General features: G+C 67.9%; 21 protein-coding genes and 1 pseudogene. 9 read left to right on the top strand and 13 right to left on the bottom strand.

Annotation, left to right across the window (positions count from 1 at the left end; all coding sequences use genetic code 11):
• Positions 1-8: 8 nt before the first annotated feature.
• Complete coding sequence (locus ACWEO7_RS10130) at positions 9-422, bottom strand: DoxX family protein (RefSeq protein WP_452422390.1); 414 nt, start codon at positions 420-422, stop codon at positions 9-11.
• Positions 423-450: 28 nt separating this feature from the next.
• The gene (locus ACWEO7_RS10125) at positions 451-1,353 is read right to left on the bottom strand and encodes an AraC family transcriptional regulator (RefSeq protein ID WP_452422388.1); all 903 of its coding nucleotides are present in this window, start codon (positions 1,351-1,353) and stop codon (positions 451-453) included.
• A gap of 52 nt (positions 1,354-1,405) precedes the next feature.
• On the opposite strand from ACWEO7_RS10125, the gene ACWEO7_RS10120 reads away from it, so the two are divergent.
• A complete protein-coding gene (locus ACWEO7_RS10120) occupies positions 1,406-1,876 on the top strand; it encodes a VOC family protein (protein WP_452422387.1) in 471 nt (156 codons plus the stop codon).
• Positions 1,877-1,941: 65 nt separating this feature from the next.
• Here ACWEO7_RS10120 and uvrB read toward each other — a convergent pair whose 3' ends face one another.
• Entirely contained in the window at positions 1,942-4,131 is a 2,190-nt protein-coding gene (uvrB, locus tag ACWEO7_RS10115) for an excinuclease ABC subunit UvrB (RefSeq protein ID WP_452422385.1), read from the bottom strand.
• Between the two features lie 502 nt (positions 4,132-4,633).
• On the opposite strand from uvrB, the gene ACWEO7_RS10110 reads away from it, so the two are divergent.
• Entirely contained in the window at positions 4,634-5,284 is a 651-nt protein-coding gene (locus ACWEO7_RS10110) for a DUF402 domain-containing protein (protein ID WP_452422383.1), read from the top strand.
• Between the two features lie 57 nt (positions 5,285-5,341).
• Positions 5,342-5,866 carry a DUF402 domain-containing protein gene (locus tag ACWEO7_RS10105; RefSeq protein WP_452422381.1) on the top strand — a complete coding sequence of 175 codons (525 nt, stop codon included), beginning with the start codon at positions 5,342-5,344 and terminating at the stop codon, positions 5,864-5,866.
• A 58-nt stretch (positions 5,867-5,924) separates the two neighbouring features.
• Here the strand turns inward: ACWEO7_RS10105 and coaE are convergent, their stop codons facing one another.
• Together coaE and ACWEO7_RS10095 are read right to left on the bottom strand one after the other, a co-directional pair.
• A complete protein-coding gene (gene coaE, locus ACWEO7_RS10100; protein WP_452422379.1) occupies positions 5,925-7,136 on the bottom strand; it encodes a dephospho-CoA kinase in 1,212 nt (403 codons plus the stop codon).
• Positions 7,137-8,221: 1,085 nt separating this feature from the next.
• Entirely contained in the window at positions 8,222-8,644 is a 423-nt protein-coding gene (locus ACWEO7_RS10095; protein ID WP_452422377.1) for a MarR family winged helix-turn-helix transcriptional regulator, read from the bottom strand.
• 100 nt (positions 8,645-8,744) lie between these two features.
• Between ACWEO7_RS10095 and ACWEO7_RS10090 the strand changes: the two genes are divergently transcribed.
• Positions 8,745-10,181 carry an MFS transporter gene (locus ACWEO7_RS10090; protein WP_452422375.1) on the top strand — a complete coding sequence of 479 codons (1,437 nt, stop codon included), beginning with the start codon at positions 8,745-8,747 and terminating at the stop codon, positions 10,179-10,181.
• A 73-nt stretch (positions 10,182-10,254) separates the two neighbouring features.
• Here the strand turns inward: ACWEO7_RS10090 and ACWEO7_RS10085 are convergent, their stop codons facing one another.
• Positions 10,255-10,590: a hypothetical protein gene (locus tag ACWEO7_RS10085; RefSeq protein ID WP_452422373.1), complete on the bottom strand. Its 336-nt coding sequence runs from the start codon at positions 10,588-10,590 to the stop codon at positions 10,255-10,257.
• Between the two features lie 91 nt (positions 10,591-10,681).
• Here ACWEO7_RS10085 and ACWEO7_RS10080 point away from each other — a divergent pair, with 91 nt between their 5' ends.
• Positions 10,682-11,278 (top strand): TetR/AcrR family transcriptional regulator, encoded by a 597-nt coding sequence (locus ACWEO7_RS10080; protein ID WP_452422371.1) that lies wholly within the window; start codon positions 10,682-10,684, stop codon positions 11,276-11,278.
• Positions 11,279-11,329: 51 nt separating this feature from the next.
• Here ACWEO7_RS10080 and ACWEO7_RS10075 read toward each other — a convergent pair whose 3' ends face one another.
• Complete coding sequence (locus ACWEO7_RS10075; protein WP_452422370.1) at positions 11,330-12,031, bottom strand: TetR/AcrR family transcriptional regulator; 702 nt, start codon at positions 12,029-12,031, stop codon at positions 11,330-11,332.
• 84 nt (positions 12,032-12,115) lie between these two features.
• On the opposite strand from ACWEO7_RS10075, the gene ACWEO7_RS10070 reads away from it, so the two are divergent.
• Positions 12,116-12,793 (top strand): NAD(P)-dependent oxidoreductase, encoded by a 678-nt coding sequence (locus ACWEO7_RS10070; protein WP_452422368.1) that lies wholly within the window; start codon positions 12,116-12,118, stop codon positions 12,791-12,793.
• A 194-nt stretch (positions 12,794-12,987) separates the two neighbouring features.
• Complete coding sequence (locus ACWEO7_RS10065) at positions 12,988-13,488, top strand: hypothetical protein (RefSeq protein ID WP_452422366.1); 501 nt, start codon at positions 12,988-12,990, stop codon at positions 13,486-13,488.
• A 70-nt stretch (positions 13,489-13,558) separates the two neighbouring features.
• On the opposite strand, the gene rpsA is transcribed toward ACWEO7_RS10065, so the two are convergent.
• Positions 13,559-15,025, bottom strand: a complete 1,467-nt coding sequence (gene rpsA / locus ACWEO7_RS10060) for a 30S ribosomal protein S1 (protein ID WP_039797295.1) — start codon at positions 15,023-15,025, stop codon at positions 13,559-13,561.
• Between the two features lie 240 nt (positions 15,026-15,265).
• On the opposite strand from rpsA, the gene ACWEO7_RS10055 reads away from it, so the two are divergent.
• Positions 15,266-16,117, top strand: coding sequence for a class I SAM-dependent methyltransferase (locus tag ACWEO7_RS10055; RefSeq protein ID WP_452422364.1), 852 nt, complete (start codon positions 15,266-15,268; stop codon positions 16,115-16,117).
• Here the strand turns inward: ACWEO7_RS10055 and ACWEO7_RS10050 are convergent.
• The 4 genes from ACWEO7_RS10050 to ACWEO7_RS10035 all read right to left on the bottom strand — a co-directional run bounded on the left by ACWEO7_RS10050 (position 16,095) and on the right by ACWEO7_RS10035 (position 19,002).
• Entirely contained in the window at positions 16,095-16,403 is a 309-nt protein-coding gene (locus ACWEO7_RS10050; protein ID WP_452422362.1) for a hypothetical protein, read from the bottom strand. The two genes, ACWEO7_RS10055 and ACWEO7_RS10050, sit on opposite strands and share 23 nt — an antisense overlap.
• Positions 16,404-16,504: 101 nt before the next feature.
• Complete coding sequence (locus ACWEO7_RS10045; protein ID WP_168434213.1) at positions 16,505-16,663, bottom strand: toxin-antitoxin system HicB family antitoxin; 159 nt, start codon at positions 16,661-16,663, stop codon at positions 16,505-16,507.
• 12 nt (positions 16,664-16,675) lie between these two features.
• Positions 16,676-17,560 (bottom strand): SPFH domain-containing protein, encoded by an 885-nt coding sequence (locus tag ACWEO7_RS10040; protein WP_355078229.1) that lies wholly within the window; start codon positions 17,558-17,560, stop codon positions 16,676-16,678.
• A gap of 80 nt (positions 17,561-17,640) precedes the next feature.
• On the bottom strand, positions 17,641-19,002 hold the full coding sequence (locus ACWEO7_RS10035; protein ID WP_452422361.1) for an FAD-binding oxidoreductase: 1,362 nt from the start codon (positions 19,000-19,002) through the stop codon (positions 17,641-17,643).
• Between the two features lie 71 nt (positions 19,003-19,073).
• On the opposite strand from ACWEO7_RS10035, the gene ACWEO7_RS10030 reads away from it, so the two are divergent.
• Positions 19,074-19,973, top strand: coding sequence for a LysR family transcriptional regulator (locus ACWEO7_RS10030; RefSeq protein WP_452422360.1), 900 nt, complete (start codon positions 19,074-19,076; stop codon positions 19,971-19,973).
• Positions 19,974-19,979: 6 nt separating this feature from the next.
• Here ACWEO7_RS10030 and ACWEO7_RS10025 read toward each other — a convergent pair.
• Positions 19,980-20,240 (bottom strand): annotated as a pseudogene (locus ACWEO7_RS10025) (ectoine/hydroxyectoine ABC transporter ATP-binding protein EhuA); the annotation flags it as partial.
• Between the last annotated feature and the right edge of the window lie 72 nt (positions 20,241-20,312).

The following is a 20,312-nucleotide window of genomic DNA, read 5'->3' as shown; positions in this document are numbered from 1 at the left end:
AGCGCGGACTAGAGGTCGAAAAGCGGACCGGTGATCGTCAATCCGAGTTCGTCGACGTGCGCGAAGAACGCGAACAGCATCAGGGCGGCGCCCGCCAGGGCGACGTCCTTGTTGAAATGGATCATCTCGCCCTGCCTGGTCTGCGGATCGGACTCCTGCCAGAACCGGTGCATCACGGCCGCCGACGGCAGCAGCGCGACCACCAACAGCAGCGAACCGAGGTCGGCCCAGATGCCCAACAGCACGCTGAGGCCGCCCAGCAGGAACAGCGCCCCCGAGCCGAACACTGCGGCCTTGGCCATCGGGACGCCCTTGCTCCGCGCATACCCCGCCATCGCCTCGGTCTGAGTGAAATGCCCGAGGGCGGAGGCCAGAAACAGCAGCGCGAACAACACTCGTCCGATCAACACCACGACATCCATGTCCAACTCCTCGTCGGCTGTCCGGCAACTAAGCCCTCGTCGGGATGACTTTGGCGGTGACCTCGTTCCGGAGACGTAGTGAATTCTTGGCGTATTCCAGGGGGGCCATACCCACTTCCGCGGTGAACTCACGCGAGAAATGGGCCTGGTCGAAATAGCCCAGTTCCGCGGCCAACGCGGCGAGGTCCTCGGTACGGCCTTTCGCGAGCAGATCGGCACCGTCCTGCAATCGATAGCGCCGCAGCACCCATTTCGGCCCCGCGCCGACGTAGCGGCGGAACATGCGCTGCAGCGTGCGGGCGGGCACATCGAACCGCTCGGCGATCTGATCGACCCTGGTGAGCTCTTGGTCGGTCGCCATGGCGTCGATGATGCGCAGCACCGACCGATAGGTCGGGTCCTCGACCGCGGGGTGGTCGGCGAGGTATTCCTCGACGACGTGGCGACGCCGCTCGACCGTCGGCGCGTCCAGCACGCGTTCGGTCAAGCTCGCGGCGTCGGGCAGCACGTCGGCGAGTGGCACGGCGCGATCGCGGAACGAGCCGACATCCAGGCCGGTGAAGGCGCCGAACCCGCCCGCACGGAAGCGGATGCCGAACGTCTCCCCGAGCCCGCTGAGTTCGCGGATGAATTTCGTGGTGGTCACGCCGTTGACGAATCCGCCGGTGCGCGTTTCGGATCGCTCGAAGGTGACGTTCACGCTCGGATAGGACAGCACCTCCGCCCGGTACGGCGGCCTGCCCCGCAGATCCCAGCTCACCGCCCAGTACCACTCGACGTAGCGGTCGACCGCGGGACCCGGCGGCAAGCGAACCAGAGAGCGATGCTTCGCCTGCTCGTCCGGATGCAGAATGCCCTTCGTGTCCGCGGGAGCAGGGGGATTGCGGGCCTGCGGCGGCTCGGCGGCGGATGATTCGGCGCTATGCGGCACGGTGTCGCTTTCTTACAAGACCCGGGGGCTCGGACCGGCGAAAGTAGTGGTCATGACGAACACAGTGAATCCCATTGCCGATGGCTACCACTCGATCACCTGTTTCCTCGCGGTCGGCGACGGCAACAAAGCGATCGATTTCTACACCGCCGTCTTCGAGGCCGAGGTCGTCACTCGCAACGACATGCCCGACGGGCAGCCCGCGCACGCCGAACTGAAGATCGGCGACTCGACCCTGCAGATGGGGCTGCCCATCCCGGACAACGGCGTGCTGGCGCCGAACGGCGAGTGGGTGCACACCTCGATCGTGCACTACTGCCCCGATGTCGACGCCGTGGTGCGGCGCGCCGTCGTACACGGCGCCCGCAAGGTCGAGGAGCCGCAGACCTTCGTGACCGGCGACCGGTTCGGCGTGGTGATCGATCCCTTCGGGCACCGCTGGGTGGTGCTCACCAAGGTCGAGGACGTCTCGCGCGAAGAGGCCGAGCGCCGGGTGAACGAATGGATGGCCACCCAGGCCTGAGGGCTCGGCTGCCTCCGCGGTCGTTCCGGGAACGGACCGCGGAGGCAGCGCCGCCGCGCCCCGGATCAACTCAACCCGGCGGCGTCCATGCCGCGCAATTCCTTCTTCAGATCCGCGATCTCGTCGCGTAACCGCCCGGCGAGTTCGAACTGCAACTCCCGAGCCGCGTTCATCATCTGTGCGGTGAGTTCCTTTACGAGATCGGCCAGTTCGGCGCGCGGCATCGACTTGACGTCGCGGCCCTCGTACACGCCCGCGCTCACCGCCCGCCCCGGCTCGCCTTGCGCGCGCCTGCCCCGGCTGGCGTTGCGTCCGGAGCCACCGACCTCCACCTCGGTCTCGTCGGCCTCGCGGTACACCTGATCGAGGATGTCGGCGATCTTCTTGCGCAGCGGCTTCGGATCGATGCCCATTTCCTCGTTGTAGGCGATCTGTTTCGCGCGGCGGCGTTCGGTCTCGTCGATGGCGAACTGCATCGAGTCGGTGATCTTGTCCGCGTACATGTGCACTTCGCCGGAGACGTTGCGCGCCGCGCGCCCGATCGTCTGGATCAGCGCGGTGGTGCTGCGGAGGAATCCTTCCTTGTCCGCGTCGAGGATCGCCACCAGCGACACCTCGGGCAGGTCGAGGCCCTCGCGCAGCAGGTTGATGCCCACCAGCACGTCGTATTCACCGAGCCGCAGCTGCCGCAGCAGCTCGACGCGGCGCAAGGTGTCGATCTCGGAGTGCAGATAGCGCACCCGGACCCCCAGCCCGAGCAGGTAGTCGGTGAGGTCCTCGGCCATCTTCTTCGTGAGCGTGGTGACCAGGACCCGTTCGTCACGCTCGGTGCGCTGCCTGATCTCGTGGATCAGATCGTCGATCTGCCCCTTCGTCGGCTTCACCACGACCTGCGGATCGACCAGGCCGGTCGGCCGGATGACCTGCTCGACCACCTCGCCGCCGGTCTGCCCGAGTTCGTACGGACCGGGAGTCGCCGACAGATACACCGTCTGCCCGATCCGATCGGCGAATTCCTCCCAGGTCAGCGGCCGGTTGTCCACCGCGGACGGCAATCGGAAGCCGTATTCCACCAGGTTGCGCTTGCGGGACATGTCGCCCTCGTACATACCGCCGATCTGCGGGACGGTGTTGTGCGACTCGTCGATGACGAGCAGGAAGTCCTCCGGGAAGTAATCCAGCAGGGTCGCGGGCGCCGAACCGGCCGGGCGGCCGTCGATGTGGCGGGAGTAGTTCTCGATGCCGGAGCAGAAGCCGACCTGCCGGATCATCTCCAGGTCGTACTGGGTACGCATGCGCAGCCGTTGCGCCTCGAGCAGCTTGCCCTGGCGTTCCAGCTCGGCGAGCCGGTCCTCCAGCTCGGCCTCGATGTCGTGCACCGCGCGCTCCATCCGCTCCGGGCCCGCCACGTAGTGGGTGGCGGGGAAGATCCGCAGCATGTCGACCTGACGGACGACGTCGCCGGTGAGCGGGTGCAGGTAGTACAGCGCCTCGATCTCGTCGCCGAAGAACTCGATGCGAACGGCGAGTTCCTCGTAGGACGGGATGATCTCCACGGTGTCGCCGCGCACCCGGAACGAGCCGCGGGTGAACGCCATGTCGTTGCGGGTGTACTGCACGTCGACCAGCAACCGCAGCAGCGCGTCCCGATCGATCTCGGTGCCGACCTGCAGCTGCACCGACCGGTCGAGATACGACTGGGGCGTGCCGAGGCCGTAGATGCACGACACCGAGGCGACCACCACCACATCGCGCCGGGACAGCAGGCTCGAGGTCGCCGAATGGCGCAGCCGCTCGACGTCGTCGTTGATCGAGCTGTCCTTCTCGATGTAGGTGTCGGTCTGCGCGATGTACGCCTCGGGTTGGTAGTAGTCGTAGTAGGAGACGAAGTACTCGACGGCGTTGTTCGGCAGCATCTCGCGCAGTTCGTTGGCCAGCTGGGCGGCGAGCGTCTTGTTCGGCGCCATCACCAGCGTCGGCCGCTGCAACCGCTCGATCAGCCAGGCCGTGGTGGCCGACTTGCCCGTACCGGTGGCGCCGAGCAGTACCACGTCGCGCTCTCCCGCGGTGATCCTGCGCTCCAGTTCGGCGATCGCGGCAGGCTGGTCGCCCGCGGGCTGGTGCTCGCTGACCACCTCGAACCGGCCGCCGACGCGCTCGATCTCGCCGACCGGGCGGAACTCCGAGTGCGCGAGCGGCGGCTCGGCGGCCCTGCCCTCGAAGCCCTCCGCCGGAATCTCGGTTGCGAATGCCATGCTCACCAGCCTAGGCCCACCTACCGACAGGTTCCCGTGGACAACGGACGGTCACGAGCCGAGCGATTCCCCACGCTTCGGCGCTGTGAAACCGATCACACCGAAATCGGTCGCCGGCCGGTCGTCCGCCGAAAGGTTCACGAGCTCGCGTGCCACTGATGCGCCCGGACGTGATCGAGCCGCCTGTCGGCCATCGAGAAGAAGGGGAATAAGCGACACCGCGCGGTGGGTACACCGAAAGCGAACGATTTCAACGACTTTCGATGAAGCGGTGCGAGCCCGCTCCTATCAACCTCGGCGGCAGGAAGTTCGCCATGCGGCCGGCGCTCGACCGCATCCTCACAGCCCCCGCACCCTCGCTCGGCGCGAACGGTTACATGTCCGAAATGTCCGTTGCGGCAACAGGTTTCGTGTGAGAGAACACCTTATCGCGAACCGGGCGGTCACCCCGACCCAGGTGTAACCTGATCTGGTTGTTCGGACGTGGTGAAGGACAAAAGCCATGAGCGGTCTGATTCCATTGCTCGTCGCCGTGCCGGCTGTGACCGGCATCGCCGGGTACGTCGCCAGAGACATCCGCGCGGTGGTTCCCTCCGTCGCCGGCGCCGTCATGGCCGCCCCACCAGGGCCGATCGCTCCGGTCAGACCGGCGCCGCACCGGCCGCGGGTGGAGTTCTTCAATCTGGCCGAACTCAGCAACACCGACGCCAAGGGCTTCGTCCGCCCGGTCGACCGCTTCCACGTCGAGCCGTGGGGCCTGTACATGGCCCGCCGGGTCGGCGGACCGGATTCGCACTACCTCGAATCCTGGTTGCTGCCGGGACTCTCGTTGCGCGCGACGCTGGCGCGGACCAACCCGGCACACCACCGGGAACCGGTCTTCCGCCTCGACGTCGGCGAGTTCAGCCGGGTCGGCCAGAAACGCTGGAAGGCGGTGGACCAGTACTTGTCCATCGTCGTGCGCCGCGGCGGCACCGCCGAACTGCTCGGCGTCGACGAACTGCTCGCCGCGCATGCCGCGGGACTGGTCGAGACGGCGCAGGCGCACCGGGCGTTCGAGCGGGCCACGGCCGTGCTGGACGGGCTGGCCGCGCACGATCACCGCGTGGAGGGCTGGCTCGCCACCCACGGCATCACCCTCACCTGGATGTAGCCCGCGGATTACTGCCTCCGGCTCGACGCGCCGGGAACGGCGGTAGATTCTTGATGCATGACGCAGGCACCCATCGTCGACGTGCACCGGCCCAAAGTCGAGTACTTCAACCTCGCGGACCTGACGAACACGGATCCGAAAGGCTTCGTGCGCCCGGTCGAGAAGTACCACGCCGAGCCGTGGGGCCTGTACATGGCGCGCACCTCGGATCACCCGCAGTTCCACTACATCGAGTCCTGGTTGCTGCCGAAGCTGCACCTGCGCGCGACCATCTTCCACTACCTGCCCGGGCATCGGCGCGACCAGGACTATTACCTCGACATCGGTGAATTCACGCCGGTCGCTCCGAAGAAGTGGAAGTCCGTCGATCACTACCTCGACATCGTCGTGCGCTCCGCACGCGAGACGCAGCTGCTCGACGTCGATGAGCTGATCGCCGCGCACGCCGCGGGCCTGATCAGCCTCGCCGACGCCGAGGCGGCGGTTCAGCACGCCACCGCCGCCATCGACGGCATCGCCGCCAACGGTCACACCTTCGAGGGCTGGCTGGAGACCATGGACATCACCTTGACCTGGCTATAGTCCCGGACCTGCGCACACCCGACCCGATCAGCGCGACGGACGGCCGGGGCGGGAGCGGTCAAGGCGCCGACGACTCCCGCCAAGCGAGCGCCCTCGGATACGCGGCGTCGAACCAGGGCTCTTTGACGTCGAGGTAGGCCGCGGTGGCCTCCGCGCCCGTCAGCCCCGCGGCCTTGGCTTCACCCTCGCGCTTGACGGCGAGATACTCCGCGCGAGCCCCGGCGTCGGCGCGCAGCCAATCCCGCAGCAGCAGCGCGTACTGCTGCCCCGGCGAACCCTCGACGCGCACGTGCACGTTGGCCAACCGGCCGGGGTCGGCGCTCTGGTGGAAGCGCTTGCTCCACAGCGCGGTATCCACGCCCGCCGGGTCCTGCGGCGTCGGCTTGGGATTGTCCTGGGTATTCTCCGGCCGCGCCGGGAATCCCGCGGCGGCGATGGCATCGCGCAGGCCGTCGGCGGCGGCCAGGTCGGCGACCGTGATCTGCAAATCGATGACGTCCTTGGCGGGCAGCCCCGGCACGGACGTGGAACCGACGTGGTCGATCCGGGAGGCGGCGCTGCCGCAGGCCACCCACAGCCGGGCGATCAGCCGCCGCGCCTGCGCGGGCCAGGCCGGATCGGCGGGCACCAGCCGGATGTCACCGCGTCGCGCGGGCGTCCCGGCGCGCAAGTTGCGCTCGAAGGGCACCAGGCGCTCCGCCCACAGCGTGCGCACCTCCGCCTCGACCTCACCCGGCGCGCCACTGTTGTCCAGCAATACATCGGCAACGGCTCGGCGCTGCTCGTCGGTGGCCTGCGCCGAAATACGCGCACGCGCATCTGATTCGGCGACACCACGGAATTCCACCAAACGGCGAATTCGCGTTTCGGCGTCGACGTCGACGATGAGCACGAGATGCATCAACGGCGCCAGGCCGTTTTCCACCAGAAGCGGAATATCCTGCACCACAACGGCGTCCGCGGATGCGGCCGCGATCAATTCCGCGGTACGTTTTCCGACGAGCGGGTGCACGATCGAATTCAGTTTCGCGCGCGCCGCGTCGTCACCGAAGGCCTCGGCCGCCAGGGCCGGCCGGTCGAGACTGCCGTCCGCGGCGAGGATGCCTGCGCCGAACGCTTCCACCAGCGCGGCGAGTCCCTCGGTGCCCGGCTCGACCACCTCCCTGGCGATGAGGTCGGAATCGATGACCACCGCGCCGAGGTCGGCCAGTGCCCGAGCCACCGTCGATTTCCCCGCTCCCATGCCTCCGGTGAGGCCGATTCGTAACATTCGACCAGTCTCGCATCCGGGCCTGGCGCGGGCCTGTGCTGCCCCGAACGCGTCGGCGACGGTCCGCCTCGTATGCCCGGCCCGTCGACGTGCAATCCGGCCGGTTACCCGATGCGGTCGCGCATTCCACCGCCCGGGAAGCCATTTGCCCGATCCGTGACAGCGCCGAGACCGATTCGCAACAATTCCGGATGTTTACGGTTCGGCCGCGTCGACTTTCCGACACGCCGAAGCAATTACTCGGGCAAAATACTCTGCCGATCAGTTTCGTTCCGCTAATCTTCGCCGTGGCGATCCAGGCCGACACCAGCGAAGCAAAGGAACACCATTGGGCACCAGAATCAACCGGGCGGGTCGCCACCGCCTGGGCATGGCGGGGCGAGTGCACTGCATTCAGATCCCCGCTGTCGCGGCGGCGCTCGCCGAGCACCGTCGCTCTTGGTTCACCGCGTTCATCAGTCCCGCGCGGCACAGTTTCGCTGCCATGCGGAACCGTCCGGCCGCACCCGCGGTCCGGTGGGTACCTGCTACCGCAAGCTGAACCCGAGCTCGAAGTGGCCCAGCCTCTCGCCAAGGCTGGGCCACTGTTTTGCGTACCCTCGGTGCGCGCGGTTCTCGGTGCCCGACATCGGCCGGACAGAATGTAAGTACAGATGCAAGATCGGTCGCGGGCCGCGACAGCGAACTCGCTTCCGGCGGAACTCCGCGCCGACCGTCCCCGAATAAACCGTGCTTCCCAGAGCGCGAACTCCGAGCGGACCGGGATGCCCGGGTGCCATCGTAAATAATTACGAGAGTTCTCCTGCGATTCGGTGACGAAGCCGTGCGACGCCACGGCATGCTCTCGATTTCGATTCGTGACCGTCACCGGAACGAGAGAAAGACATCTCCGAAACCGCCGCCGTTTCCACCGCCTCTCCCGCAACCCGACCCACCGAACGGTCCCAAAAGCGCCGACGACCGAATTCCCTGCATCATCGCCAGCGGGATATTGCCATTCACCAGCGGTCGACGGAATTCTCGATGTGGTGCGTCTCCCGGCAAACCATCCGCAGCGAGCCGAGCTACCGAGTCTCTCTCCGCGATCAGCCCGACGTCACGCGGCGCAGCAGCCCGTACAGTTGCCTGCGCTCCGGTTCGTCGAGCACGGCCAATGCGGGCACGTTGTCGAACACCTCTCGATCGAGAGTTCTCCGGAGCTCCACTCCCCGCTCGGTGAGAGTCAGCAGGCGCGCGCGGCGATCGGTGGGGTGCACGTCCTTGCGCACCAAGCCCAGCGCCTCCAAGCGGTCCACCATGCTCGCGGTATTCGACAGGTCGGCACCCAACTGACGGGAGAGATCCTTCGGCGTCAGGGGCGTAGCCAGGCGCCCCAGGGCCTTCGCCTGCGCCGGGGTCACGCCCAAACGTGCTGTGGCGGCGGCGAAATGCGCACGCACCAGCCCGACCGCGCGCTGCAGGACGTCGACCAACTCCGCCATGCTCGGCACCTCTTGCGGTTCGCTCACCGGCACAGCCTACCTACGGCGCACTAATTAGTGGTTGACCACCATTGAATTGAATGTCACCATAACTCGGTAATAGTGGTACACCACCAATGAAGGAACCATGACTACTTCGACGATCGCACCACGCCCCGGCCTGAGGTCCGGCTATCTGGCGTTGACGCTGTTGTGCTCGGTGCAGATGATGCTGAACCTGGACGACACCGTGGTCAACGTCGCACTGCCCACCATCCAGCGCTCGCTGCACATGTCCGAAAGCGACCTGACCTGGATCGTCAACGCCTACCTGCTGCTGTTCGGCGGGTTCCTGATCTTCGGCGGACGTTGCGCCGACCTGTTCGGCGGCAAGCGCGTCTTCCTGGTGGGCGTCTCCGTGTTCGCGGTCGCGTCACTGACCACCGGCCTCGCGCAGAACGGCTTGATGGTGGTGGCGAGCCGCGCGGGGCAGGGCATCGGCGGCGCACTCGCCAGCCCGGCCGCGCTGAGCATCGTCGCGGGACTGTTCACCGACCCACGGGCGCGAAGTCGAGCCTTGGGCATCTGGGCCGGCCTCGGCGGCTTGGCGGCCACGCTCGGCGTGGTGCTTTCCGGCGTCATCACTCAGTACGCGAGCTGGCGTTGGTGCTTCTTCATCAATGTGCCGGTGGCGCTGATCGCCCTGGTCGCGATCCCACGACTGGTCGAGACGGGAACCCGGAGCGGGGCCGTGCGGCCGCGCATCGATGGGCTCGGCGCAGCCCTGATCACGGCGGCGGTCGCGGCGTTCGACTACGGGCTGATCGACAGCGGCCGAACATCTCTCGCGGCGACGGCGTTCCGGCTGGGTGCGGGTCTCGCGCTGCTGATCGCGTTCCTCGTTCGCGAACGGCGCCACGCATCCCCCCTGATTCCCTTGTCGTTCTTCCGCGATCGGGATCGGGCGGTCGCCAACGCGGCCAACGTCCTGTTCTGCTCGGCGATCCTGTCGATGCTGTTCTTCCTCACCCTCCACCTGCAACAGGTCATGCACTACAGCCCGGCCCGAACCGGAGCGGCCTGGCTGCCGTTCTGCGCGTTGGTGATCGCGGGCTTCGCGACCTCGGCGGCCCTCACTCCACGCTTGGGCGTCCGCTGGGTTCTGACCACCGCGATGATCGCCTGCGGTCTCGGCATGCTCGCGCTGTCCCGGCTGTCACCCACGGGTGGCTATCGGGAGCTGTTGCCTGGCATGCTGGCCGCCGGGTTCGGAATGGGCTTGGCGTTCGTGTCGATCACCATCGCGGCGGTCGGTGAAACCCACGAGGACATCACCGGATTGGCCTCCGGACTGGTGACGACGACGCAACAGCTCGGCGGCGCGTTCGGGCTCGGCGTGCTCAGCACCGTCGCGATCAGCCGCAGCACCGCGTTGCTGGAGTCCGGGATCTCCACCGAATCCGCACTCACCCAGGGATTCCGGCTCGCATTCGAAATCAGCTCGGCGATTCTCGCGGTGGCGGCGATCCTCGCGGCACTCGGCATCACAGCGAAAGCCGGCACCGCTCCGGCACCGGCTCGCTGAAATTCATGGACCGGCGACGGCGAGACACCTCATCGGATGCCTCGCCGAAGCCGCACCAGCCCGGAACGCGAGGTCAGGCAGTAGTACCCGCGTGCATCTGCCGAGGCGGATTCGGCAGCCCGAGTGCGGTATTGAGGCGGTAAGCCCCACCCAGACCGTGGAAGACCGCCATGCTCAGGCCCCCGATGCCGATGCTCACCGCACCGGCCCATGGATGACTCGCCAAGTCGGCCCAGGACACCAGCAGCGCCGTCAGCAGCAGTCCGAGGAATCCGGCCACGGAGTTGCGCACGGGCGCGTTACCCGTGACGTTCGGGAACTCCTCCCCCATCATCCCTTTCACGAAATGCGGAACGGCGTTCACTCCCAGGATCCCGGCAACGAGGGCCAGGGCGACAGTGGACCACATCGCTACCACCTCACTCTCCAATTCGGTCAACAGTTGTAGACCGAAAGCTACCCCTGGGCGGCCTTTGAGTCAACGCACGTAGACTGAATTCATGGACGCTACTCCCACCCGAGCCCAGCAGCGCCGCAACACCGAGGAACGAATCCTGGCGGCGGCGGGCCGGTTGTTCGCGGAGATCGGCTACGACCGGACGACCATCCGGGCCGTGGCGACGGAGGCGGACACCGATCCGAGCCTGGTGATGCGCTATTTCGGATCGAAAGAGAATTTGTTCGCGCGTGTCGCGGTCTTCGCCGACGACCACCCGATCACCGGGACGCCGCAGCAGGTGGCCGAACTCCTGCTCGACGCGCTCGCCATCAAGCTCGCCGACCAGCCGGTCAACACGCTGGCGGCGATTCGCTCGATGCTCACCCACCCGGACGCCGCCGACGAGGTACGCGCGGCCATGACCGCGCGACAGCGGGAAGCGGCCGGGCAGTTGCGCGACGACGAGGCGGACCTGCGCGCCGGATTGCTGGGAGCCCTCACCATCGGCGTGGTGATCGGCCGTTATCTGCTCGAACTCGATGGTCTGCGCGACGCGCCGCCGCAGCGCATCATCGCCTTGCTGCGCAACGCCTTTCACGACATCGCGCACGGCCCCGCCGAACCGGGATCGCACGAGGGAACACGACCGGCACGCTAGACCGTCCGCGCTCCGCGACGCCGCCGCGGAACCGCCGCCGAACCCGACGGGCTAGAAGCCGAGCGAACGAACCAGGTCGCGCATCTCGGCGCGGAACAGTTTCCCCGGGTCCTGCGACTGCGGACGCAGGTGGCCGTACACCTCCAGCGCGATCGGGCCGTGCATCCGGCCCCACAGACGCAGGGCGAGGGCGAGCGCATCGGGAGGCAGATCCGGGAAGTCGGACCGGACATGGTCGACCAAGCTCGCGTCGAAGTCGGACCACGTGCAGTCACCCGCGGACTGGGTAGCCGCGGCCCGTGGCCACGCGGCGGCCGCGAGACCGACCAGGCCGGTACAGGCGCGCAATTCGGCCGCGACGGCGGGTCCGCCCGGCGGCGGCCGATAGCCGGGCACCGGATCGCCGTAGATGAGCCGGAATTCGGCGGGCCGTTCGATTGCCCAGGCGCGCACGGCCTCGGCCCAGGCCATGATGCGGCCGGCCGGATCCGCCGCCGGAACGGCGTCGCGCGCCGCTTCCAGCCGGTCGACCAAGGCGGTGTAGACGTCCGAGATGAGGGTGGAGATCAGGTCGTCGCGGGTGGCGAAGTAGCCGTAGATCGCGCCCGCCGTCATGCCCATCTCCCGAGCGATGGCGCGCAGCGAGATCGCGTCCGGACCGCCCTCTGCGAGCAGCCGCATCGCGATCGTCGTGATGTCCTCCAGCGTCTGGGCGCGCAGGCGCTCCCGGCGACTTCTCACGATCTCGGCCACGGTTGACACCCTACAGCGTGTGGGTACTATCTGCCGTGTTGTTACTGAACGGCGTGTAGTAAGTGAACATTGATAAGGAGAATGATGGACATCGGAGTTTTCGGGGCGACCGGCGTCATCGGGTCCCGCGTGGTCACCGAAGCACTGCGGCGGGGGCACCGGGTCACCGCATTCACGCGCGACCCGGCGCGTGTCCCGACCCGCGGGGGGAGCGAAACGTGGGCGGTGGCCGACTGGCTGGACACCGACAGCATCACCGAGGCCATAGCCGGGCTCGACGTCGTCGTGAGCGCGGTGAACGCCGGGCACGGCATCGCCGACACCATCGCCAGAGCGGACGACTTCGTGGTGGGCGCACGGGCGATGGTCGCCGCACTCGACCGGCGGCCGCGCGTGCGGCTGATCGCGGTGGGCGGGGCGGGCAGCCTGGAAGTCGCGCCCGGCATCCAATTACTGGACACCGGAGCCGATTTCACTCGCACCCTCACCGAAGTGCTCGACGTTCCCGCGGACTACGCGCGGGTGGTGCGCGCATTGCGCGACGCGTTGAACATCTACCGGCTGTCCAACCGCAATTGGACCTACCTGAGCCCCTCCTCGGGGCGGATCGATCCGGGCGAGCGCACCGGCCGCTTCCGGATCGGCGGCGATCAACTCTTGGTCGGCGGCGGAGACCTCTCCGCCGAAGACGTGGCGGTCGCCCTCATCGACGAGGCCGAGCAGCCGCGTTTCGTTCAGCGCCGCTTCACCGTGGGCTACTGAGGCGGGAGTCGCCTGCCGAACAATCCGGGGCGTGCGGGCGAACAGCCAGGCGCCGCGCACGGTTTCTGTCGGACCCCTCCGGCACAATAAGGGACGTCGGACGTCGATCAGGTTGCCACACAAAGTAATCCGCAACCCGAGAGATAGGGGTCACCATGCCCGACGTCCTTGCTTCGACGCCCGACCGTCTCGCCGTGGACCACGAAGAGCTCGTGGCCTTCGCGGCGGAGATCGAGCGGCACCGTGCCCTGCTGCGCCCCGCCGCGGAGGATTACCGGTACCGCGTGGCCCAGCGGGTCGAGCATTTGGACCCGTCGGACCAAGAGCCGTTCCTGCGGCAGGCGGATCAATTCGTCGAGTCGCTGCTGATCGACCCGATCCGGCACAGCACACTGGATCTGGCCGCTTACCGGGCGATCCGGGACGGTGTCCCCGTGCGGTTCGACGCCGAACGTCGAGCCTACGTTTTGCGTCGACCGGAGCGGGAACCGCTGGTGATCCGCCCCGGCTTGCCGGAACATCGGCTGGGCGTCATCGCCAGGCTGGCCTCGCTCGGGTTGCGGCTCGAGCAGATTCAGGTCGTCGCGCTCACCACGGCCCAGATGGTGGCGCCACACGAGGCGCTACGGCCGCCCGCTCGCGCGCCACGAGTGCGACGCGGCACGACGAAACCCTCGCGGCACGAGAACGACTGAAAATCTCACCGAAAACGACTGTGCCCCAACCAAATCCCGGTTGGGGCACAGTCGCTCAGGCTACTGCCGATCAGGCGTTGCCGGACAGCTTCTCACGCAGAGCCGCCAGCTGGGCGTCGCTGGCCAGCGAACCGCCGGCGGGCTCGGCCTGGCCCGCGGAGGACTGCGAACCGCTCTCGGAGGAGTAGTTCGACGCGCCACCGCCGTTCGCGGCCTCGGCCGCGGCGTCGGCCGCCATCTTCTCCATCTGCGCGGTGTGCATCTTGTGGCGACGCTCCGCCTCGGCGTAGCGGCCCTCCCACTCCTCGCGCTGCTTGTCGAAGCCCTCGAGCCACTCGTTGGTGTCGGGGTCGAAGCCCTCGGGGAAGATGTAGTTGCCCTGCTCGTCGTAGCTGTCGGCCATGCCGTACTTCGACGGGTCGAACTCGGCGTGGTAGTCCTCGTTGGCCTGCTTGAGGCTCAGCGAGATCCGGCGACGCTCCAGGTCGATGTCGATGACCTTGACCATCGCGTCGTCGCCGACGGCCACGACCTGGTCCGGCACCTCCACGTGGCGCTCGGCCAGCTCGGAGATGTGCACCAGGCCCTCGATGCCCTCCTCGACGCGGACGAACGCGCCGAACGGAACGAGCTTGGTGACCTTGCCCGGCACGATCTGGCCGATCGCGTGGGTGCGGGCGAACTGACGCCACGGGTCTTCCTGGGTCGCCTTGAGCGACAGCGAGACGCGCTCGCGGTCCAGATCGACGTCGAGCACCTCGACGGTGACCTCGTTGCCGACCTCGACGACCTCGGACGGGTGGTCGATGTGCTTCCAGGACAGCTCGGAGACGTGCACCAGACCGTCCACGCCGCCCAGGTCGACGAAGGCGCCGAAGTTGACGATCGAGGAGACCACACCCTTGCGGACCTGGCCCTTCTGCAGCTGGTGCAGGAACTCGCTGCGCACCTCGGACTGGGTCTGCTCCAGCCAGGCGCGGCGGGAGAGCACGACGTTGTTGCGGTTCTTGTCCAGCTCGATGATCTTGGCCTCGATCTCCTTGCCGACGTACGGCTGGAGATCGCGGACGCGCCGCATCTCGACCAGCGACGCGGGCAGGAAGCCGCGCAGGCCGATGTCGAGGATCAGGCCGCCCTTGACGACCTCGATGACGGTGCCCTTGACGGCCTCGTCCTTCTCCTTGAGCTCCTCGATGGTGCCCCACGCACGCTCGTACTGCGCCCGCTTCTTCGACAGGATCAGGCGGCCTTCCTTGTCCTCCTTGGTGAGAACAAGGGCCTCGACCTCATCGCCCACGGAAACGACCTCGTTGGGGTCGACGTCGTGCTTGATGGAGAGTTCACGAGAGGGGATGACGCCTTCGGTCTTGTAACCGATGTCGAGCAGGACCTCGTCGCGATCGACCTTGACGATGGTTCCTTCGACGATGTCGCCGTCGTTGAAGTACTTGATCGTGGCGTCGATGGCGGCGAGGAAATCCTCGGCGGAGCCGATGTCGTTGACGGCTACCTGCGGCGAGGTGACGGTGGTGGGCATATGTCGGTTTGCTCCGGACGGATTGTGGTCGGTTGCGGACATTGGAACTTTCGGTACGCTGCGATCTCACCGCGAGGTGTGAAGACGGACACTAGGAACGTACCGCACGCGACGCGCGTGAGACTCAGCACGGGTTGAACTTCGGTACGGCTGTACGGAAGACACTCGCGCGTTCAGCGTACGCGACCTCGGTCCGGGCGGGCAAACCGGTCGGGTCGCCACGCCGATAGTCTGATCGGCGTGTCGGAAGATCGCCATGCACAAGCAAACGCACTGCTCGGAACGGCAGGCACGGTGCGGACCCGGATCGGATCGGCGGCCAGCAGACTGGCCAGCAGGCGGTGGTGGGACGCCGACGCCGCGCAGTACCACGAGACGCACGCGGAGTTCCTCGGCGTGGACTCCCCCGGCGGCGAGTTCGTGTGGTGCCCGGAGGGCCTGCACGAAGGCGACATGAAATTCCTCGGCGACGTCACCGGCAAAGCGGTGCTGGAGATCGGCTGCGGCTCCGCTCCGTGCTCGCGCTGGCTCGCGGGGCAGGGCGCGCGCCCCGTCGGGCTCGACCTGTCGCGCGGGATGCTCGAGCGGGGCCTCGCGGTGATGGCGCGCGGCGGCCCGCGAGTGCCGCTGGTGCAGGCGGACGCCGAGGCCCTTCCGTTCGCGGACGCGTCGTTCGATCTGGCCTGCTCGGCGTTCGGCGCCGTGCCGTTCGTCGCCGATTCGGCGCAGGTGATGCGCGAGGTCGCGCGGGTGCTGCGCCCCGGTGGGCGCTGGGTGTTCTCGGTGAACCACCCGATGCGCTGGATCTTCCCGGACGATCCCGGCCCGGCGGGCCTGACCGCCACCATCCCGTACTTCGACCGCACCCCTTACGTCGAGGTCGACGGCGACGATGTGCCCACCTACGTCGAGCACCACCGGACCATCGGCGACCGGGTCAGGGAGATCGTCGCGGCGGGCCTGGCGCTGGAGGACATCGTCGAACCGGAATGGCCGGAATGGCTCGACCGCGAATGGGGGCAGTGGAGCCCGCTGCGCGGTGAGCTGTTCCCCGGTACGGCCATCTTCGTCACGAGGAAGCCCGGGCCGTGAGGCGGCGGTCATCGACCAGCTCGAGGATGAAGACCTCGTGGCTGACCAGTAGCACCTGCGTCCGCGGCAGGTCGATCAGCTTGTGCAGACCGTCCCGGAAGGCTTCGGCCTCCGCCATGGTGTCGAAGTCCAGCTCGATGAGCACCCGGTTGGGGTTGTGCGTGAACCGCGCCACCCGGCAGTTGCGGGCTCCCGCCTCGGTGTAGTACTGCTCCAGACCGTCGAACGCGGGCTTCCACGTCTCGAAATCCCGGACGGTGTCATCGATGTGCACGACCGTGGTCATCATTTCCCCTTTCGGTTCCGATGGCCGGACATTTGCTGACACCTTGCAAGTCTTCGCGCCCTCGGGCCGGGGCACCATCTCTGATCGGTATCGAGGTCGTGTCACTGCGACTTCGGTTTGCGTCCGGCCTGCTCCAGCGCCAGGCGCAGCGCGTACTCGATCTGGGCGTTGATGCTGCGCAGATCGTCGGCCGCCCACTTCGCGATGGCGTCGTGGACGGCCGGGTCGAGGCGTAGCAGCAGTTTCTTGCGCTCGGCCATGGGCAGCCCGCCTCAGGAGTAGAGCGAACCGGCGTTGACGACGGGCTGGGTGGGACGGTCACCGCACAACACGACGAGCAGGTTCGACACCATCGCCGCCTTGCGCTCCTCGTCCAGTTCCACCATGCCCTCCTGAGCGAGCCGTTCCAGCGCCAGGCCGACCATGCCGACCGCGCCCTCGACGATCCGGGTCCGCGCGGCGACCACCTGGGCGGCCTGCTGGCGGACCAGCATGGCCTGGGCGATCTCGGGCGCGTAGGCAAGGTGGGTGATCCGCGCCTCCAGCACCTCGATACCCGCCATCTCGGTGCGCTCCCGCAGTTCGACGGTCAGTTCCCCGGCTACCTCCGCGCCGTCGCGCAGGCTGGTGCGATCGGCCTCATGCGCGTCGTACGGGTGCGTCGTGGCCAAGTGCCGGACGGCCGCCTCGGACTGGGTCTCGACGTACTCCTCGTAGTCGTCGACGGCGAAGGCCGCCTTGAAGCTGTCCACCACCCGGTAGACGACCACCGCGGCGATCTCCACCGGGTTGCCGTCGGCGTCGTTGACCTTGAGCTTCTGGGTCTCGAAGTTCCGCACGCGCAGCGAGATGCTCTTGCGGTCGGTCAGCGGGAGCACGGAATAGAAGCCGGGCTCGCTCACCGAGCCGACGTAGCGGCCGAAGAACTGCACCACTTTGGCCTCGTTCGGGTTCACCACGGTCAGCCCGGTGGCGAGCAGCAGCAGGACGACGACCACGACTACCGCCGCCACCGCACCGGCAACCGCGAAGCCGTTGCCGTCCCTGGCGCCCACCGCGAAACCGAGCGCCGCGCCGCCGCCGAACAAGACCGTGAGCACGAACCACCCGAGCAGCACCAGAAAGCCGTCGACGTGGAACGCGGATCGAAACTGCATGACATTCTCCCAATATCAGAGTGATATCACGAAGATAGCATGACGCCGCCGCGCCGCACCAGGGCGCGGCGGCGGTGCGATCAGCGGGCTTCCGGCCGGATGTTGCGGTTGAAGCGGAACAGATTGCGCGGATCGTGCTCGGCCTTGAGCGCGGCCAGCCGGGCGTAGGTGTCGGGCCGATAACCCGCGCGGGTCTGCGCCTCGTCCGCTTCGGCGCCCGCGCCGTAGAGGAAATTGAGGCTGTGCCCGAGCGTCCACGGCGTCAGCGCGGCGCGGATCGCGGCGCGAGTCGCGCCATCCTCGGGGCCGGTGATGATTCGCACGACATACGCGGCCTCGCGATGATCCACGGCGATGCCGGTATCGCTCGGGCGGGCCAGCGCCCCGCCGAGATGACGGACGTCGACGACCGCGCCCGCCCCGGAATCCGGGCCCGCGGCGGCGAGCAGGGCAGCGGCCGTCTCCTCGGTGAATTCGCCGAGTAGCGCGTTGGTAGCGGCGTAGGCGTGTGGATGATCAGGGTCGCTGTGAATGGTGTGCGACTGGGGGTACGGCATTTCGCGCAGATCGTCCTTCAGTCGTTCCCCCACCGCCCGTAGCGGCGCGACCAGCCGTTCCCCTTCTTCCGCGGGCCCGTTGTAAGCGATCCGGACGGAGGCGACGAACCGTCCGCGCAGCGGCGCGGGCACCTGGGGGATATCCGGGAAGGCGAGCATGGTGACCGTCGAGGTCAGGTCCTCGGGCACGGTCGCGGTCCATCGTCGCCACGCGTCCAGCGCCCGCTCGACCAGCGGCGTGTCGAACATCAACTGTCCGCCGTACACCGCGATGACCGGGACCAGACCGACTTCCAGCGCGGTCACGACGCCGAAGTTGCCCCCGCTGCCGAGTACGGCGCCGAACAACTCGTCGTCCGGCGTCAGCGTGCGCACCCGGCCGTCGGCGGTGACCAACTCGATCGATCGCACGTGCTCGGCCGCGTACCCGAACCGGCGCGCGAGCAGCCCGACGCCGCCGCCGAGCAGATAGCCGACCACGCCCACCGACGGCGACGAACCGTTCAGCGGCGCCAGTCCGTGCTCCGCCGCCGCGTCCACCAGCGCGCCCGCCCGCACTCCCGCGCGGACATGCGCGGTCCGGCGCACCGCATCGATCCGGATGCCGGTCATGCGCCGGGTGCTGATCAGCACACCGCCGTCCGCGGCGACCGACAGTCCGTGGCCGGTGGCCTGCACGGCGATCGGCAGATCGTGGCGCGCGGCGTATTCCACGGCCGCGCGCACGTCCTCGGTGTGCACCGCGCCCACGATCAGCGCGGGCCGATGGGTGTAGGCGGTCTGGAACCCGGCGATCTCCGCGTCGTAGCCGTCGTCGCCAGGACGGAAGACCGGGCCGGTGAAGATGTCGCTGTTTTCTTCGATCTGTGCGGCGTTGTTTCCCATGGCTTCGACCCTGCCCGGCCAGAGTAAAGAAGTAAAACAGATAGCACTTCTAGTTCTTATAATGATCGCTTATGGAGCTGCGTCAGCTACGGTACTTCGTCACGGTCGCCCAGGAAGCGAGCTTCACCCGCGCGGCGGCTCGGCTGCATCTGGCCCAGCCCGGCCTGAGCGCCCAGATCCGGCAGCTGGAGCGCGAACTCGGCCAACCGCTGCTCGACCGTGGCGGGCGTACGGTGACCCTGACCGAGGTGGGCGCCGCCGTTCTGCGGCACGCGCAGGCGGCGCTGGCCGCCGCCGAGCGGATCACCCATACGGTGGACGAGTTCAGCGGGTTGCTGCGGGGTCAGGTCCGGGTCGGCCTGATCTCGGGAGCGGCGGTCGAGGAGTTCGACGTCGCCGCCGTGCTCGCCGAATTCCACGGCGACCACCCCGAGGTCGGCATCAGCCTCACCGAGGACACCTCCGAGCGGATGCTCGCCGCCCTCGGCCGGGGTGATCTCGACATCGCCCTGATCGGAATGACCGGCGCGGACCTCGAACCGGGCATCGGCATCGAAGTGGTGCTGGAGACCGCGGTGGTCGCCGCCGTCGCGGTGGCGGACCTCGACTACGGTGCGGAGATCCCGCTGACCGCGCTGCGGGATCGTCCGCTGATCTGTCTCACCCCCGGCACCGGAATCCGCGGCGTCTTCGAGCGGGCATGCGCCGCGGCGGGATTCGAGCCCGCGATCGCCTACGAGGCGGCGGCGCCCGCGCTGCTGCTGCGCCTGGCCGCACGCGGTCTCGGCGTCGCGGTCGTGCCCGCGCTCAGCACCGAGGAGGCCGCGGCCTTCGGGGTGCGGACCGTCCGGATCGTCGAACCGGAACCGCGCGGGCGCCTGGCACTGGCCTGGCGCACCGACCGTCCCGCGAGCCCGGCGGCCAAAGTGCTGCTCGGGCAGCTGCGCATCGCATTGCGCGCCGGGACGTAACCCCGCTCAGAGCAGTCGCGAGAGGAACGCCTTCGTGCGCTCGTGCTGCGGATCGGCCAGCAGTTGCCTGGGCGGCCCCGCCTCCACGACCACGCCGCCGTCCATGAACGCCAGCTGGTCGGCGACCTCGCGGGCGAATCCCATCTCATGGGTCACCACGACCATCGTCATGCCCGAGCGGGCCAGTTCCCGCATGACCGTGAGGACCTCGCCGACCAGCTCCGGATCCAGCGCCGAGGTCGGCTCGTCGAACAGCATGAGCTTGGGCAGGCCCGGATCACTACGCCTTCGAAAGGGGCACAATCATGGCCGATTCGGCTAACGTCTACGTCGCCGCGC

The organism is Nocardia sp. NPDC004260 (genome assembly GCF_053603155.1).
The sequence above is the reverse complement of the archived record's forward strand: the minus strand, read 5'-3'. Positions and strand labels throughout refer to the sequence as shown.

Coding starts and splice junctions, on each gene's coding strand:
- ACWEO7_RS10130 (WP_452422390.1), bottom strand. CDS start 422: ATGGATGTCGTGGTGTTGATCGGACGAGTGTTGTTCGCGCTGCTGTTT.
- ACWEO7_RS10120 (WP_452422387.1), top strand. CDS start 1,406: ATGACGAACACAGTGAATCCCATTGCCGATGGCTACCACTCGATCACC.
- uvrB (WP_452422385.1), bottom strand. CDS start 4,131: ATGGCATTCGCAACCGAGATTCCGGCGGAGGGCTTCGAGGGCAGGGCC.
- ACWEO7_RS10110 (WP_452422383.1), top strand. CDS start 4,634: ATGAGCGGTCTGATTCCATTGCTCGTCGCCGTGCCGGCTGTGACCGGC.
- ACWEO7_RS10105 (WP_452422381.1), top strand. CDS start 5,342: ATGACGCAGGCACCCATCGTCGACGTGCACCGGCCCAAAGTCGAGTAC.
- coaE (WP_452422379.1), bottom strand. CDS start 7,136: ATGTTACGAATCGGCCTCACCGGAGGCATGGGAGCGGGGAAATCGACG.
- ACWEO7_RS10090 (WP_452422375.1), top strand. CDS start 8,745: ATGACTACTTCGACGATCGCACCACGCCCCGGCCTGAGGTCCGGCTAT.
- ACWEO7_RS10085 (WP_452422373.1), bottom strand. CDS start 10,590: ATGTGGTCCACTGTCGCCCTGGCCCTCGTTGCCGGGATCCTGGGAGTG.
- ACWEO7_RS10080 (WP_452422371.1), top strand. CDS start 10,682: ATGGACGCTACTCCCACCCGAGCCCAGCAGCGCCGCAACACCGAGGAA.
- ACWEO7_RS10070 (WP_452422368.1), top strand. CDS start 12,116: ATGGACATCGGAGTTTTCGGGGCGACCGGCGTCATCGGGTCCCGCGTG.
- rpsA (WP_039797295.1), bottom strand. CDS start 15,025: ATGCCCACCACCGTCACCTCGCCGCAGGTAGCCGTCAACGACATCGGC.
- ACWEO7_RS10050 (WP_452422362.1), bottom strand. CDS start 16,403: ATGACCACGGTCGTGCACATCGATGACACCGTCCGGGATTTCGAGACG.
- ACWEO7_RS10045 (WP_168434213.1), bottom strand. CDS start 16,663: ATGGCCGAGCGCAAGAAACTGCTGCTACGCCTCGACCCGGCCGTCCAC.
- ACWEO7_RS10040 (WP_355078229.1), bottom strand. CDS start 17,560: ATGCAGTTTCGATCCGCGTTCCACGTCGACGGCTTTCTGGTGCTGCTC.
- ACWEO7_RS10035 (WP_452422361.1), bottom strand. CDS start 19,002: ATGGGAAACAACGCCGCACAGATCGAAGAAAACAGCGACATCTTCACC.
- ACWEO7_RS10030 (WP_452422360.1), top strand. CDS start 19,074: ATGGAGCTGCGTCAGCTACGGTACTTCGTCACGGTCGCCCAGGAAGCG.